This window comes from Psychrosphaera sp. HA2-10 (assembly GCF_055693745.1).
Window position 1 is genome coordinate 2,358,188 of record NZ_CM146341.1, and the last position, 15,104, is coordinate 2,373,291.

General features: G+C 39.6%; 18 protein-coding genes. 9 read left to right on the forward strand and 9 right to left on the reverse strand.

Annotation, left to right across the window (positions count from 1 at the left end; translation table 11 throughout):
• Positions 1-15 precede the first annotated feature (15 nt).
• Positions 16-1,089: a trypsin-like peptidase domain-containing protein gene (locus tag ACZ1GV_RS10765; RefSeq protein ID WP_472674166.1), complete on the forward strand. Its 1,074-nt coding sequence runs from the start codon at positions 16-18 to the stop codon at positions 1,087-1,089.
• Position 1,090: 1 nt separating this feature from the next.
• Here ACZ1GV_RS10765 and ahpF read toward each other — a convergent pair whose 3' ends face one another.
• Both ahpF and ahpC read right to left on the reverse strand, forming a co-directional pair.
• Positions 1,091-2,650 carry an alkyl hydroperoxide reductase subunit F gene (gene ahpF / locus ACZ1GV_RS10770; RefSeq protein ID WP_472674167.1) on the reverse strand — a complete coding sequence of 520 codons (1,560 nt, stop codon included), beginning with the start codon at positions 2,648-2,650 and terminating at the stop codon, positions 1,091-1,093.
• Between the two features lie 57 nt (positions 2,651-2,707).
• Complete coding sequence (gene ahpC, locus ACZ1GV_RS10775) at positions 2,708-3,271, reverse strand: alkyl hydroperoxide reductase subunit C (RefSeq protein WP_210561331.1); 564 nt, start codon at positions 3,269-3,271, stop codon at positions 2,708-2,710.
• A gap of 149 nt (positions 3,272-3,420) precedes the next feature.
• On the opposite strand from ahpC, the gene ACZ1GV_RS10780 reads away from it, so the two are divergent.
• Positions 3,421-4,326 carry a LysR substrate-binding domain-containing protein gene (locus tag ACZ1GV_RS10780; RefSeq protein WP_472674168.1) on the forward strand — a complete coding sequence of 302 codons (906 nt, stop codon included), beginning with the start codon at positions 3,421-3,423 and terminating at the stop codon, positions 4,324-4,326.
• 95 nt (positions 4,327-4,421) lie between these two features.
• On the opposite strand, the gene murA is transcribed toward ACZ1GV_RS10780, so the two are convergent.
• The 7 genes from murA to mlaF are packed head-to-tail and all read right to left on the reverse strand — an operon-like array spanning position 4,422 to position 9,004.
• Positions 4,422-5,681 carry a UDP-N-acetylglucosamine 1-carboxyvinyltransferase gene (murA, locus tag ACZ1GV_RS10785; protein ID WP_472674169.1) on the reverse strand — a complete coding sequence of 420 codons (1,260 nt, stop codon included), beginning with the start codon at positions 5,679-5,681 and terminating at the stop codon, positions 4,422-4,424.
• A 12-nt stretch (positions 5,682-5,693) separates the two neighbouring features.
• Positions 5,694-5,951, reverse strand: a complete 258-nt coding sequence (locus ACZ1GV_RS10790; protein ID WP_210561325.1) for a BolA family protein — start codon at positions 5,949-5,951, stop codon at positions 5,694-5,696.
• A 15-nt stretch (positions 5,952-5,966) separates the two neighbouring features.
• Complete coding sequence (locus tag ACZ1GV_RS10795; RefSeq protein WP_210561323.1) at positions 5,967-6,266, reverse strand: STAS domain-containing protein; 300 nt, start codon at positions 6,264-6,266, stop codon at positions 5,967-5,969.
• Positions 6,267-6,272: 6 nt separating this feature from the next.
• On the reverse strand, positions 6,273-6,908 hold the full coding sequence (locus tag ACZ1GV_RS10800) for an ABC transporter substrate-binding protein (protein ID WP_472674170.1): 636 nt from the start codon (positions 6,906-6,908) through the stop codon (positions 6,273-6,275).
• Between the two features lie 3 nt (positions 6,909-6,911).
• Positions 6,912-7,382, reverse strand: a complete 471-nt coding sequence (gene mlaD, locus ACZ1GV_RS10805; protein WP_210561319.1) for an outer membrane lipid asymmetry maintenance protein MlaD — start codon at positions 7,380-7,382, stop codon at positions 6,912-6,914.
• A 15-nt stretch (positions 7,383-7,397) separates the two neighbouring features.
• On the reverse strand, positions 7,398-8,174 hold the full coding sequence (gene mlaE, locus ACZ1GV_RS10810) for a lipid asymmetry maintenance ABC transporter permease subunit MlaE (protein WP_210561317.1): 777 nt from the start codon (positions 8,172-8,174) through the stop codon (positions 7,398-7,400).
• Positions 8,171-9,004: a phospholipid ABC transporter ATP-binding protein MlaF gene (gene mlaF / locus ACZ1GV_RS10815; RefSeq protein ID WP_472674171.1), complete on the reverse strand. Its 834-nt coding sequence runs from the start codon at positions 9,002-9,004 to the stop codon at positions 8,171-8,173. Before mlaF ends, mlaE begins: the two co-directional genes overlap by 4 nt.
• Before the next feature lie 237 nt (positions 9,005-9,241).
• Between mlaF and ACZ1GV_RS10820 the strand changes: the two genes are divergently transcribed.
• The 7 genes from ACZ1GV_RS10820 to ACZ1GV_RS10850 are packed head-to-tail and all read left to right on the forward strand — an operon-like array spanning position 9,242 to position 15,080.
• Entirely contained in the window at positions 9,242-10,207 is a 966-nt protein-coding gene (locus tag ACZ1GV_RS10820) for a calcium/sodium antiporter (RefSeq protein ID WP_472674172.1), read from the forward strand.
• 16 nt (positions 10,208-10,223) lie between these two features.
• Positions 10,224-11,189: a KpsF/GutQ family sugar-phosphate isomerase gene (locus tag ACZ1GV_RS10825; RefSeq protein ID WP_472674173.1), complete on the forward strand. Its 966-nt coding sequence runs from the start codon at positions 10,224-10,226 to the stop codon at positions 11,187-11,189.
• Complete coding sequence (kdsC, locus tag ACZ1GV_RS10830; RefSeq protein ID WP_472674174.1) at positions 11,189-11,755, forward strand: 3-deoxy-manno-octulosonate-8-phosphatase KdsC; 567 nt, start codon at positions 11,189-11,191, stop codon at positions 11,753-11,755. Before ACZ1GV_RS10825 ends, kdsC begins: the two co-directional genes overlap by 1 nt.
• Positions 11,755-12,312 carry an LPS export ABC transporter periplasmic protein LptC gene (lptC, locus tag ACZ1GV_RS10835; protein ID WP_472674175.1) on the forward strand — a complete coding sequence of 186 codons (558 nt, stop codon included), beginning with the start codon at positions 11,755-11,757 and terminating at the stop codon, positions 12,310-12,312. Before kdsC ends, lptC begins: the two co-directional genes overlap by 1 nt.
• Entirely contained in the window at positions 12,305-12,793 is a 489-nt protein-coding gene (gene lptA, locus ACZ1GV_RS10840) for a lipopolysaccharide transport periplasmic protein LptA (protein WP_472674176.1), read from the forward strand. Before lptC ends, lptA begins: the two co-directional genes overlap by 8 nt.
• A 15-nt stretch (positions 12,794-12,808) precedes the next feature.
• A complete protein-coding gene (gene lptB / locus ACZ1GV_RS10845) occupies positions 12,809-13,534 on the forward strand; it encodes an LPS export ABC transporter ATP-binding protein (protein ID WP_210561299.1) in 726 nt (241 codons plus the stop codon).
• 52 nt (positions 13,535-13,586) lie between these two features.
• Entirely contained in the window at positions 13,587-15,080 is a 1,494-nt protein-coding gene (locus ACZ1GV_RS10850) for an RNA polymerase factor sigma-54 (protein ID WP_472674177.1), read from the forward strand.
• The last annotated feature ends 24 nt before the right edge of the window (positions 15,081-15,104 follow it).

Below are 15,104 nucleotides of genomic sequence, written 5' to 3' on the forward strand. Positions count from 1 at the left end.
AAACGCAGGATTAACGTGATTAAGAAGATTAAGTTTGTATTAAATAGTGTGGCCTACGGATTGGCTGCTGCTTTAATTGTCGTTATTCTCAATCCTGAATTGCGTAACAATCTTGGTATCAACAAACTCACCACTAACGTCATGCGCCCGGCTGCAATGTCATTTGCCTCTGCGGTTCAACAAGCGGCACCTTCCGTGGTAAACGTATATTCAGTGACAGGAAGTAGCCAAGCTATAGGTCGTAGAGAAAAAATTAATGACTTAGGCTCTGGCGTTATCATGACGAGTAATGGCCACATTCTTACCAACTACCATGTTGTTGATAATGCAGAATCAATATTAGTGCACCTTCAAGATGGCAGACAATTTAATGCCGAAGTTATTGGTTTAGATAAAGTTACCGATTTGGCACTTTTGAAGATCAACGCAAATAACCTCCCTACTATCCCACAGCAATCAGACTTAGAGCCGCAAGTGGGTGATATCGTTTTAGCAATCGGTAATCCGCTTAATTTTGGCCAAACAATAACCCAAGGAATTGTAAGTGCTACGGGTAAAAAAGGTCTTACCCCTGGCGCGAGTTATAGTGATTTTATACAAATGGACGCAGCGATTAATCTTGGTAATTCAGGTGGAGCGCTTGTAAATTCCCAAGGCATGCTTGTGGGTATTAATACCGCAGCTTCTCCTGGTACTAAAAATGGTGTTCAAGGCATCTTTTTTGCGATTCCTTATCAACTCGCAAAACGTATCATGAACAAGCTTATGGAAGATGGCGAAGTAAAACGCGGATACTTAGGTCTTGAAGGTGAAGCCATTAATCAAGTGGGTCAACCGGTTAGGAGTAGTATTGAATCAATTGCAGGTATTCGACTCACTTACATCGACCCACTTGGTCCCGCATGGAAATCTGGTTTGAAGTTTGGTGATGTATTATTGGCGGTAAATGACAAGCAATTAGTTAGCTTTTCAGAACTGTTAGGGATCGTTGAACACGTCGAACCCGGTGAAACAATTTCCCTAACAGTATCAAGAAGTAATAAAGTGATTAAAATTAATGTTGAGGTTGGTAAGCTAGAAATAGACTAGCTTACAGACCCTCTCGTATTAAATAGTCAAAAGCACTTAGTGACGCTTTGGCACCCTCGCCCATCGATATAACAATTTGCTTATACGGAACAGTGGTAACGTCACCGCATGCAAATATTCCTTGCTCTGAAGTTTGACCTTTTTCATCAATAATAATCTCTCCAAACTTAGTACGCTCCACAGTGCCATTTAAGAATTCACTGTTTGGTAACAAACCAATTTGAACAAATACACCTGATAGCTCAACTTCGTGATTAGTTTCCGTCTCCCTATCTATATATTTAATACTCGAAACTTTACCGTTAGTTGCAACAATTTCAGAGGTAGCGGCATTAGTTATAACATTGACGTTTTTGCGTTCGTATAACTTCTCCACTAGTATTTTATCTGCTTTTAATTCAGGTAAAAATTCAAATACAGTTACACTTCTAACCATGCCGGCCAAGTCTAGTGCAGCTTCAACGCCTGAGTTACCACCGCCAATCACGGCGACGTCTTTGCCTTTGAAGAAAGGACCGTCACAGTGCGGACAATAGGCCACACCATTACCAATATTCTCTACTTCACCCGGTACACCAAGTTGTCTCCATTTAGCACCAGTGGCAATAATTAAAGACTTAGTTTCGATTACTTCACCTGAACTTAGATAAACTTTCTTAATTTTACCTTTTTCTACTTTATCTACACGCAAATGCTCCTTGCGAGTGATTTCGTAATCGTTCATGTGAGCTAACATGTTATTTGTTAACTCTGTGCCAGTTGTTTTGCTAACAGAAATTAGGTTTTCAATATCAACTGTATCTTTAACTTGCCCACCAATTCGATCGGCAACCATAGTCACAGCTAAACCCTTACGAGCACTGTATATTGCTGCGGCTACGCCAGCTGGACCGCCACCTATGATAGTAACGTCTTGTAATGGCAGTGCATCGGCTTGATCAGCAGACAGGTCTACCGGAGCTACTTTTAAAAGCTTATCAACTAACTGCGCAGTATCAATTTTACCGTTAGCAAAGACTTCACCATTTAGATAAACGCTCGGAACACCTTGAATATTGCGTTGTTCGATTAACTCAGGATATAGTCCGCCATCAATCATCTCGGTAGATATATTTTCATTCAACAGAGCAAATTGGTTTAACGCCTGAACTACATCAGGGCAGTTATGGCAACTCAAACTAATAAAAACTTCAAAGTTTAGTTTTTTATCTACGTTTTGAATTAGACGCATTAATTGCTTATCTAATTTTAAATCGGTACCCGCTGACTGCAATATCGCTAAAATCAACGAATTAAATTCATGACCTGAAGGTATTCCAGAAAAGAAAATACCATTAAACGTCCCATCCACTTCTAAACCAAAACTGATAGGACTTCTTAATACCTCAGAGACATCTCTTTCTTCGATGTGCAATTGTGAAGACACTGAACAAACTTGAGTTAAAAATTCTTTTAATTCCTGACGTTTTGGGTGCTCGCCTGTTTGCAGCACTAAAGTTACATCATTCGTCATGTCTTCTGTGTAGGCTTTAAGGGCCTTTAAAATATCGTTACTTAACATTTTTAACTCTCCTTTAGCGAAGGTGCTCAAAAGAGCACCTTACTACTTTGCTATCTATTAAATTTTGCCAACTAAATCTAGGCTTGGAGTCAATGTCGCTTCACCTTGCTCCCATGCCGCTGGACATACTTCACCGTCATTGTCGCGAACGTATTGCGCAGCTTTAACTTTGCGTAGCATGTCTTTTGCTGAACGGCCGATACCACCTGCATGAATCTCTGCAACTTGGATGATTCCATCTGGATCCGCTAAGAATGTGCCGCGATCTGCCATGTGATCTTCTTCGATCATCACATCAAAACCACGAGTAATGTGGCCAGTTTGGTCACCTAGCATTGGGAATTTGATTTTGCCAATCGCTTCACTTGAGTCATGCCATGCTTTGTGAGAGAAGTGAGTGTCAGTTGACACTGAGTATACTTCTACACCTAAGCCTTGTAGTTCTTCGTACTGGTTAGCCATATCTTCTAATTCAGTTGGACAAACAAATGTGAAGTCAGCTGGGTAAAATAAGAAAATAGCCCACTTACCTTTTACATCTTCCGATGTAACTGTTGTAAATTCACCATTGTGAAAAGCTTGAGCCGTAAACTCTGGGATTGATTTTCCGATTAAAGACATATTGATTTCCTCATTTCTTTTTTATGTTTAAGTAACACCCACTGTATTGTGAGGTGCTTTATTTCGATGAAGTGAGAATAGAGGACTTGAGTAATTTAGAAAAATTGATTAATTTGAATTATATATTCAATAAAACAGAACCACGTAACATGATCTCTTTAAAACAACTATCGTATGCCCTTGCTGTTCAGGACGAAATGCACTTTAAAAAGGCTGCAGACGCTTGTAACGTATCGCAGTCAGCCCTGAGTACTGCAATTACAGAATTGGAGAAACAACTTGGCATACAAATATTTGAGCGCAACAATAAGCAAGTGCTTATCACTCCAGCAGGGCAAGTATTATTAAAAACAGCACAAAATATAAAATTACAAGTTGATGATTTATATAAATTATCCCAAATGAATAAATTACCGCTTAGTACGCCAATGAACATTGGTGTGATTCCAACTATCGGACCTTATTTACTGCCTAAAGTATTACCAGACGTTAGAAAACAATACCCTAACTTTAAGCTTCATCTAGTAGAAGATCAGTCTCATGTTCTTGTTGATAAAGTAAGAAAAGGTGACTTAGATTGCGCTATTTTAGCGTTACCATATGATATTGAAGGCTTAATGGCGTTTGAGTTCTGGCAAGAGGATTTTTATTGGGTATCTCACAAAGATGAATGCCCAAGTAATCTGCAAGAGATATCAAGCAAAGATATGAAAATTGAACGACTGATGTTATTGAAGGATGGTCATTGCTTAAAAGATCATGCTTTAGCTGCTTGCAGTTTTGATCAACACAACAATAATGCTGATTTTAACTCAACCAGTTTAAACACCCTGATTCAAATGGTGGTTGGTAAACTTGGCACAACATTAGTACCCGAGATGGCGCTAGATCAACTTATACATACCGAATCTGAATTACGTGCAGTACATCTCAATGAGCCAGGCCCACATAGACGCTTAGCTTTTATTATTAGACCGAACTATGGTGGTACGAAAAACATAGAGATACTTATGGATATTTTTAAGGCTCAATTGTCTCTAATTAAAACTAAATAAATTTGCTTTAGCTTTAGCCTTAGCAAAATACTAGTGCAATAAAAAAGGGCCATTGGCCCTTTTTTATCATTTAAGACTAAAACAAAACCGTCTGATTAGTTGTCGACACGAGTTATGTCTGCGCCTAAACCAACAAACTTTTGTTCTATGTTTTCATAACCACGATCTATGTGGAACACTTCATCTAACTGAGTTGTGCCTGTTGCTATTAAACCTGCAATAACAAGACTAGCAGAGGCTCGCAAGTCGGTAGAAACAACCTGAGCACCCATCAAATCTGATTTTTCAGGACAGATAGCTGTATTACCCTCTAATTGAATGTTCGCGCCCATGCGTCGTAATTCTGGTACGTGCATAAAACGGTTTTCAAAAATAGTTTCGGTTATTGTGCCAACCCCATTTGCAACTACATTTAGTATGGTGAATTGAGCTTGCATATCCGTTGGAAAACCAGGGTGAGGAAGGGTTTTGATATTTACTGCTTTTAACTCACGACCCGTCATATCAATTGTGATACTCGTATCGTCCCAAGTGACCATTGCATTTGCATCTAACAGTTTTTCAATAACTGGTTCAACTAAGCGATAATCTGTATTTTTACAAACTACTTTCCCGCCAGTTACAGCTGCTGCAACTAAAAAGGTTCCTGTTTCAATGCGGTCTGGTAAAATCGTGTGTTTACAACCGTGAAGCTGCTCTACACCTTCGATAGTAATATTATTGCTTCCTGCTCCAGATATTTTTGCACCCATCTTGTTTAGGCATACAGCCAAATCAACGATTTCAGGCTCACGCGCGGCATTTTCAAGAACAGTCGTTCCCTCAGCTAACGTCGCAGCCATCATTAGATTTTCAGTCGCGCCGACACTTATTGTGCTCATATAAATACGAGCACCTTTCAGTCGGCCATCAACTTTGGCGTTTACATAGCCTGCTTCAACAGATATTTCTGCACCTAGCTTTTTAAGTCCTTCAATATGCAAGTCAACCGGTCTGGCGCCTATTGCGCAACCACCAGGAAGCGATACTTCAGCATGCCCAAAACGAGCAAGTAATGGACCTAAAACTAAAATCGATGCTCGCATTTTGTTTACAAGTTCATAAGGCGCTACGGTTGAGTTAATACTACCCGCATCAATTTCGATTTCATGACCGTTGTTAATGACTTTGGTACCAAACTGCTCTAGAAGCTGACAGGTAAAAGTAATATCTCTTAAGTTCGGAACGTTATCATAATGACACACTTCCGTTGTCAAAATAGAACTAATAAGAATAGGTAATGCGGCGTTTTTGGCACCTGATATTGTGACTTCGCCATTTAGCGAGTTGCCACCTTTTATAAGCAATTTTTCCATAAGAAGTTCTATCTAAAGCAGTGATTGAAGTTTTTTGTCTTTTTGCCAAGCGGCAGGGGTATAAGTTTTGATACTTACGGCGTGCATACTGCCATCGGCAATATTCGCTAACAAAGGTTTGTATACCAATTGTTGTTGTTTAACTCGTGATAACGATTCGAAAACCTCACCTACAGCGGTGATTTGATAGTGTGAACCGTCTGATTTTACAATAACTTCGTCAAGCGTTAAGTTCTCTAAAAGAACTTCTTTTACCTTTTCAATATCCATCACAAATCCAAATATCTAACTACAATTGTCATTTTTCAATGGTAGTAACTCTAACACGTTGCTAATACTGGCTAAAGCTAATAATTGTTGTGGTGCATTTATTATTGATACCGTTTGGTGTGATTGGTAGTGAGAAATCAGTTTAAGCAACCATGCAAGGCCAGCTGTATCAGTGCTTTCAACTTTACATAAGTCTAATATTGTCGGTCCAGTGATAGCAGGAAATTTGTAGCAACTAGGATGCCCTAGCGCAAAGCGATCTAATGCACCAGTTATCAATAAATGATTATCGTTTAACGTGAATGACACTGACATAATATTTTAGTTACCTAAATCTTTTTTAACGATCGGTTTTTCTGCTTTCTCGAGCAATAAATGAGTAACAGACTCGATACCTTGCTGGCGGATAAGGTTTTGCAACTCAGCTCGCTTGCTATCCAACACAGATACGCCTTCAGCAATCATGTCATAAGCGCTCCATTCGCCTGTCTTGGAATTCTTTCGCAACTTAAAATCAATGCGAATATCTGGCTTACCCTCGTCTAATACTCGAGTCTTAACTACCACTATTTTCTGACCGTCGATTGGATAAGCAGGTTCAAAAACCACTTGCTGATCATCATATAACGTCAGAATACCCGCATAAGTTGCCACCAAATACTTTTGGAATGCATCATAAAAAGCTTCGCGCTGCTCTTCCGTACTTACTCGGTAATATGGGCCTAGTACCATCGCTGCTGCGTATTTATGGTTAATGGAAGGAGCTAATTGCTCGGTAACCACCACTCGTAGAACTTCCGGATTCTCAACAATTTGTTTTTGCTCGGCAGTAATACGCTTAAACAACGCATCCGCTACACCTCTAACCAACTCAAAAGGGTTGTCATTAGAGTTAGCTGCTGGAGCTACAAAACTTACCAATAAAAAACTTAATAAAATTACATACAGTTTTTTCATATCTTAATTATCACTTCCTTGGTTAAATAAGAATTGGCCTATCAACTCTTCTAATACCAGAGCTGACTTAGTGTCTTCAATATAATCACCATCTTTTAAAATAGCGACTGTCTCATCAATAAAACCAGGCTCCAAGCCTAGGTACTGCTCACCTAACAAGCCTGACGTTAAAATTGCAATAGAGCTGGTATCCGGAAAGTTATCGTATTGAGCATCAATAGCGAGTGTTGCCACTGGAGCATAATCAACAGGATCTAATTGAATAGACTCAACTCGACCAACAACCACACCACCAACCTTAACCGCTGAACGAACTTTTAAACCACCAATATTGCTAAACTTAGCTTTTAATTGGTAAGTCTCTCCTGAGCCGGACATACCTTGGCTAGCGACGTTTAGCGCCAAAAATATAACCGCGGCAATACCAAGTGCCACAAAAAAACCAACTAATACTTCTATTTTTCTTGATGTCATCATCTTTCCCTTAAATTAGCTGCCAAACATGACGGCAGTTAATACAAAATCTAAACCTAAAACCGCTAACGAAGCTTGTACTACTGTTTGTGTGGTTGCTTGGCTAATACCCTCAGACGTTGGTATTGCATCATATCCTCGATATAGAGCAATCCAGGTAACAACAAAAGCAAACACTACACTTTTAATTACGCCATTTAAAACATCATCTCGAAAATCAACACTTGCCTGCATTATTGACCAAAAGCTACCGTGATCTACGCCTAACCATTCAACGCCTACTAAGTGCCCACCAAGTATACCAACAGATGAGAATAGCAACGCCAGTATTGGCATGCTAAATACCCCAGCCCAAAATCGTGGTGCGACAACACGCTTAATTGGATCAACAGCCATCATCTCTAGTGACGTTAATTGTTCTGTTGCTTTCATTAAGCCTATCTCAGCGGTTAATGCAGAACCTGCACGACCAGCAAACAACAAGGCGGTAACGACCGGGCCCAGCTCTCTGAGCAACGCTAACGATACCATTGGCCCTAAACTTTCTTCGGCTCCATAATCAATAAGAACAGTATAGCCTTGTAATGCTAGTACCATGCCGATAAACAAACCCGAAACTAATATAATAATCAGTGATTGCACACCTACTACATAAACTTGTTTTAAAAATAACGGGAACGCTTTAAAAACATTAAATCGACCTACAATTGCGCCAAATAGCATACTAGATGCTCGTCCAATTGAAGCCATTTTCTCGATGGTATTTTTACCTAACGTTTGTAACGTCTTCATTTAGACCCCGTCATTAAATCTTGTTGCAGTGTTTCGGCAGCAAAGTGGAAAGGAACAGGTCCATCGGCTTCGCCTCGCAAGAATTGCTGCACTAACTCAGACTCACTTTCTAATAGTTGCTCTTTAGTCCCATGTCCGATAACTCTCTTATCAGCCATGATGTACAAATAGTCCGCGATTTCCATCACTTCCTTAACATCATGTGACACTACGATACTTGTTAAGTTTAATGATGAATTTAAATCTCTTATCAAACGAACTAAAACACCCATCGAGATTGGATCTTGACCAACAAAAGGTTCATCAAACATTATTAATTCTGGGTCAAGCGCTATCGAACGTGCTAATGCAGCCCGGCGAGCCATACCACCTGATAACTCAGCAGGCATTAAATCTCTCGCGCCTCTTAGACCTACTGCTTCAAGTTTTAATAACACCATGGTGCGAATAATATCTTCAGGTAATGAAGTGTGTTCTCTAATTGGAAATGCAACATTATCGAATACGGTCATGTCGGTAAATAAGGCGCCACTTTGAAACAGCATGCTCATTTTTTCGCGAACTTTGTACAGGGCAGAACGAGACAATTTAGGAATGTTATTACCAGCTACTAAAATATCGCCGGTATCAGGCATAAGTTGACCACCAATAAGCCTTAACATTGTCGTTTTGCCTATACCGCTTGGTCCCATAATCGCTGTTATCTTTCCTTTTGGAAACTTTAGCGATATATCATCGTAGATAACGCGGTCGCCTCTAGAAAACGTAACATTCTTTAACTCTACCAAAGCCTCAGGCTGGTGATCAGAATCTGAAGAATTTTTATTCACCTTGTCTCCGCTTAATTAGTGGTATGCCCATTGATCGGACATTGTATTGATTAATGCGCCAATTAGCTATGTTTGAAATGTTAAAAATTATGAATTTCAAATAACTTTTTAGTCTAATTATAAATTTGTCTAAGAATTAACTAACTATAAGTGAAAACAGCAATATATTTTGCTTTCTGGCGCGACTAACGCCACAATAACGGTACTATTTTATCAATATTTTTAAGTTTCTTTATCATGTTAATCGCTTCAATTATTCTGATTATCTCTTTTGCTGTTTTAGTGTGGGGCGCAGACAAGTTTGTGTACGGTGCATCAGGTTTAGCTAAAAACCTTGGAATATCACCAATGATCATTGGTCTAACGATAGTTGCAATGGGTTCATCTGCACCCGAAATTATGGTTTCGGCTAACGCTGCGTTAAAGGGTGCGACAGACACGTCCGTTGGTAATGCCATTGGTTCGAATATTACTAATATTCTTTTAGTCTTGGGTATCACTACTTTAGTTCGCCCGTTATTAGTTTCATCCTCAACGCTGTATCGAGAAATGCCAGTTTTATTAGGGTTTACTCTATTGGCTTGGTGGGTATTAGCCGACAACTATTTGTCTTTTAATGAAGGAATATTACTTCTCGTCTTGTTTTTCGTATTTATCGGCTACCTCATTTACCTAGCAAAACGTCCTAATTCGGCTGCAACTGATTTACTCCTTGCAGAAGTTGAAGGTGACATTCCTGATAACCTCCCAACTCTTAATGCCGTGTTTTGGGTTATTGCGGGTTTAGTTTTATTGCCATTAAGTTCTCACTTTTTAGTAGACTCTGCTGTCATAATTGCTCAGCACTTTGGAATAAGCGAGCTCGTTATTGGCTTAACTATCATAGCAATCGGTACAAGCTTACCTGAGCTCGCCGCCAGTGTTGCCGGCGTTTTAAAAGGTGAAGATGACATGGCCATAGGTAATGTTATCGGCTCTAACATTTTTAATATTCTTGCGGTATTGTCAGTAGGGGCGTTAATTAACCCTAGCGAAATTGACCCATCGGCTGCATCGCGTGATATTTTTGTGATGATAGGTGCAACTGTATTATTGTTAATTATGGCAATGAGTTTTGCGCAACGCACTCGACGTATAAATCGCGTTGAAGGTTTTATTTTACTGTCTGCGTTTGTTGGTTATCAATTCTTGCTATTTGCCTAAGTTTAAGGTTTTAACTATGAATCCTTTAGTTTTATCTGCATTAAAAGTTATCGAAATTGAAAAAAATGCGATAGAGAATTTAGTCCAATCTTGTGACGAAAATTTTGTTGCCGCGTGTAATATTATTATGGGTTGTAAAGGCCGAGTGATAGTAACGGGCATGGGCAAGTCGGGACACATAGCTAATAAAATTGCAGCTACGTTAGCAAGCACAGGCACTCCTGCATTTTATGTTCATCCAGGCGAAGCAAGCCATGGCGATTTAGGAATGTTCACTAAACAAGACGTTGTCCTTGCGCTTTCGAACAGTGGCGAAACGTCTGAAATTGTTACTCTACTGCCAGTTTTAAAACGATTTGGTTGTCATATCATTGCTATGACAGGTAATAAACAATCAACTTTAGCGCAAAACAGCGATGTTCATCTATTTTCAGGTGTAGAAGAAGAAGCCTGCCCGCTAGGCTTAGCACCGACCGCTTCAACGACGGCAAGCCTTGTACTTGGCGATGCCCTCGCCGTTTCACTATTGGAAGCAAAAGGTTTTACAGCAGAAGACTTTGCACTAAGCCACCCCGGAGGTGCTTTAGGTCGTAAGTTATTACTAACAAACAAAGATATAATGCATACAGAAGATCGCATCCCTGTTGTTAGCGATCAAGCAACCTTAAAAGAAGCGATAATCGAAATGTCCGCCAAAGGTCTTGGCATGACTGGTATCACCGACAAGGACAACACCTTGATTGGTATTTTTACCGACGGTGATTTACGCCGCTGGTTAGATCATGACTCATTTAAAACGGATCTTAAAATTACCAATATAATGACGACAAACGCTACCTCTTCAAAAGCCAACGTATTAGCAGCTGAAACGTTAACTTTAATGGAAGCCAAAAAAATTAGTTGTTTATTTGTCATTGACGAGCACAACAAACCCATCGGTGCGCTTAATATGCATGATTTACTGAAGGCTGGAGTTATTTAATGAAACGATTTGAAACCTGGTATCAAAAAGTCTCAACTGACGTCAGTGCTCGCGCTAAGAATATTAAATTGCTTATTTGTGATATTGATGGCGTGTTTTCAGATGGTTCTGTATACATGGCTAATAACGGTGAAGAACTCAAAGCATTTAATACAAAAGATGGCTTCGGGCTTAAGTCTTTAATGAATATAGGATGTGAAGTTGCAGTCATTACCGGGCGACGCTCTAAAATTGTTGAAGACCGAATGACAAGCCTAGGCGTGAAATACATATATCAAGGTATGGAAACAAAACTAATCGGTTTTGATCAACTGTGTGCAGACTTATCCGTCACCCCATCACAAGTTGCTTTTATTGGTGATGATTTCCCTGATGTACCAGTGATGCAAAAAGTCGGGTTGGCTATTTCAGTTGCCGACGGCCATCCTTATGTAAAAGAGATTGCACACTACTGTACCGTTACTCATGGCGGAAAAGGTGCCGTGCGCGAGTTAACCGATCTGCTAATCATGGCACAAAAAGGTGAAGCGTTTATTACCAGTAATTTTGAAGGTTCAAGTACCTAATGAGACTTAGATTACTTGTTCTCCTTATTTTTGTTGGCATCAGCCTTTACCTTTGGTTTCCAGCTTTTACCAATCAAAGTAATGCTGATGACTCAGAAGAGCCTGTGTTAACGCCTGACTTCACTGCAACATTACTGCATCAAGAAATGTTCGACAAAAACGGTACTTTAAAGCAAGAGGTGTTCTCACAAAAAATGGAACACTACGCCCAGTTAGCTTTGACTTACTTCGAGCAGCCCGAATTTATTATTTATCAAAACAATGCTCCGTTTTGGCGATTAGCCGCAGATCTTGGCAGTGTTCAAGATGGCCGACTAACCTTAGACAGTAACGTTAAAATGTACCAGTTAACCAATAACGAACTCGTAACCAGTATTGAAACCCAATACTTAGAAATAGATCTCGACACTCAAGTCGTTGAGACCGACAAGCCAATTATAATTCGCGGTGAAAAAACAACTATTGAAGGGCAAGGTCTAACTGCCGATCTTAAAGCTCAAACAGTGAAACTTAAACATCACGTAAGAACAATTTTAAAAGGGACGAAAAATGACTAAATTCATCAAGATGACGCTTGTTATGCTTGCGTTTGTTGGCGTTAACGCTTTTGCTAACGACGATCTGATTATTGATTCTAAAAACCAAGATCTTGATTACAAAAATAACACTATGTATTTCAGCGGTAACGTAAAAATACAACAAGGGACGCTCACGATCACTGCTGATGAATTATATGTAATTACAAAAGACGGCGTAGGCGAAAAACTAATAGCAAAAGGCAAACCTGCTCGCTTTTTGCAAAATGATCCTAATAACGAAGCATTAGAGGCCACAGCATTAGAAGTCGTTTATATGATTAATGAGCGTATTTTAGAATTGAATGGCCAAGCTAAATATAAGCAAGGTAGCTCGATTGTTGAAAGTGGTAATATCGTATTTGATTTAAATGCACAAAGAGTCAAAGCTGATGGCGACAAGTCCACAGGTGGTCGTGTAACTACTACGATAAAAACGAAAAAAACACAGCCAAATAATTAAGTAGAGAAATTAAATATGACCAAGTTGGTGGCAAAGCACTTAGCCAAATCCTATAAAAGTCGTCAAGTTGTTAAAGATGTGAGCTTGTCGGTAGAAGCTGGTCAAGTAGTTGGCTTGTTAGGACCAAATGGCGCCGGTAAAACAACAACTTTTTACATGATTGTTGGTTTAGTGCCTAACGATAAAGGCTTAATTCAGCTTGATGATATCGATTTGAGTCACGAACCGATGCATGTAAGAGCTCGCAAAGGCATTGGTTATTTACCACAAGAATCGTCTATCTTTAAAAAGCTGACAGTTTCACAAAACATAATGTCGGTACTAGAGATGCGAAAAGATATCGATGCAAACCAACAAGCTGATTTGCTTGATGACTTAATTGCTGAATTCCATATTGATCATATTCGCGATAGTCTTGGCATGGCATTGTCTGGTGGTGAGCGACGCCGCGTAGAAATTGCAAGGGCATTGGCTGCCGATCCAAAAATTATTCTATTAGATGAGCCTTTTGCGGGTGTTGATCCTATATCTGTCATAGATATAAAGAAAATAATTCAACAATTAACAGCAAAGGGAATTGGTGTACTTATTACCGATCATAATGTCCGTGAAACACTTGATGTCTGCGAAAAAGCCTATATCGTTAGTCATGGAGAGCTTATTGCTGAGGGAACTCCGGCTCAAGTGCTAGAAAGTGACATAGTTAAGAAAGTTTATCTTGGTGACCAGTTCAAACTTTGATATTTTGGTAGCACGAATAAGTTTATTTTAGTCAGTACTTTACTGGGATCAAATGAGACCAACATTACAACTTAAAATGGGTCAGCAGTTAACAATGACCCCGCAATTACAGCAGGCTATTCGTCTGTTGCAGTTGTCGTCATTAGAATTGCAACAAGAGATCCAAGAAGCCTTGGATAGTAATCCTTTGTTGGAAGCTGATGAAGAGCATGGCTCAGTTGAACAAATCGATTTACCACAGGACAACCATGATCGTCATGAAAATGAAGCCTCTGTTTCATCTAACGACGACGATATCGAGTGGACGCGAGAAGAACGCGATACAAACGAAAATATACAAGATCAGACCATAAGTGATGACTTGCCCACAGATTCCAGTTGGGATGACTACATGAGCGCAGCTCCTGCAAGCTCAGGCCCTGCTTACGACGGTGAAGACACCGTTTATCAAGGTGAAACAACTGTTGATATTCAAGACCATCTAAAATGGCAATTAAATCTATCCCCTTTTTCCGAACATGACTTAGCTATTGCAACAGCCATTATTGATGCTATTGATGACAAAGGCTTTTTGACGGTATCTGTTGAGGATATCGTTGAGTCTGTAGACATAGAAGATGTTGAGATAGAGGAAGTTGAAGCGGTTTTAAAACGCATCCAACACTTTGATCCCATTGGTGTTGCAACGCGAGGGTTACAAGAGTGCTTGTTGGTTCAGTTAAAGCAATATAGTCCTGACACACCTTGGCGTGAAGAGGCTATTGAACTTATTGCTGAAAATATCGACCTCTTAGCGAACCGTGATTATCGCACTATAATTCGCAAAACAAGATTAAAAGAATCAGAATTAAAAGAAGCACTAGACTTGATTCAACAACTGAATCCAAATCCCGCAAGCCTAGTTATAAAAGACGAAATTGACTATGTAATTCCAGATGTTACCGTCGTAAAGAAAAAAGGTCGTTGGTTAGTAGAGCTAAATCCTAATTCTATGCCTAAAATTAAAGTGAACGAACAATATGCTTCACTGTCTAAAACTTCAACCAATAGCTCTGATGCGCAATTTGTTCGTTCACACTTACAAGAAGCAAAATGGTTTATTAAAAGTTTAGAAAGCAGAAACGACACTTTATTGAAGGTATCTAATTGTATCGTGCAACAACAACAAGCATTTTTTGAATACGGACCAGAGGCGATGAAACCAATGGTTCTAAATGATGTAGCAGAAATGGTCGATATGCATGAGTCCACGATATCGCGTGTGACAACACAAAAGTTCATGCACACTCCCAGAGGAATCTTTGAGTTAAAGTATTTCTTTTCTAGCCACGTTAGCACCGAAAATGGTGGTGAATGTTCATCCACTGCAATACGGGCTTTAATAAGAAAGTTAGTTGCTGCAGAAAACCAAGCAAAACCGTTAAGTGACAGTAAGATTGCTGATATTCTGGCCGAACAGGGCATCCAAGTAGCCAGAAGAACTATCGCAAAATACCGGGAATCGTTAAACATTCCCCCTTCAAACCAGAGAAAACGATTGGTTTAACAATCCATTTTATCAATTCAGAAG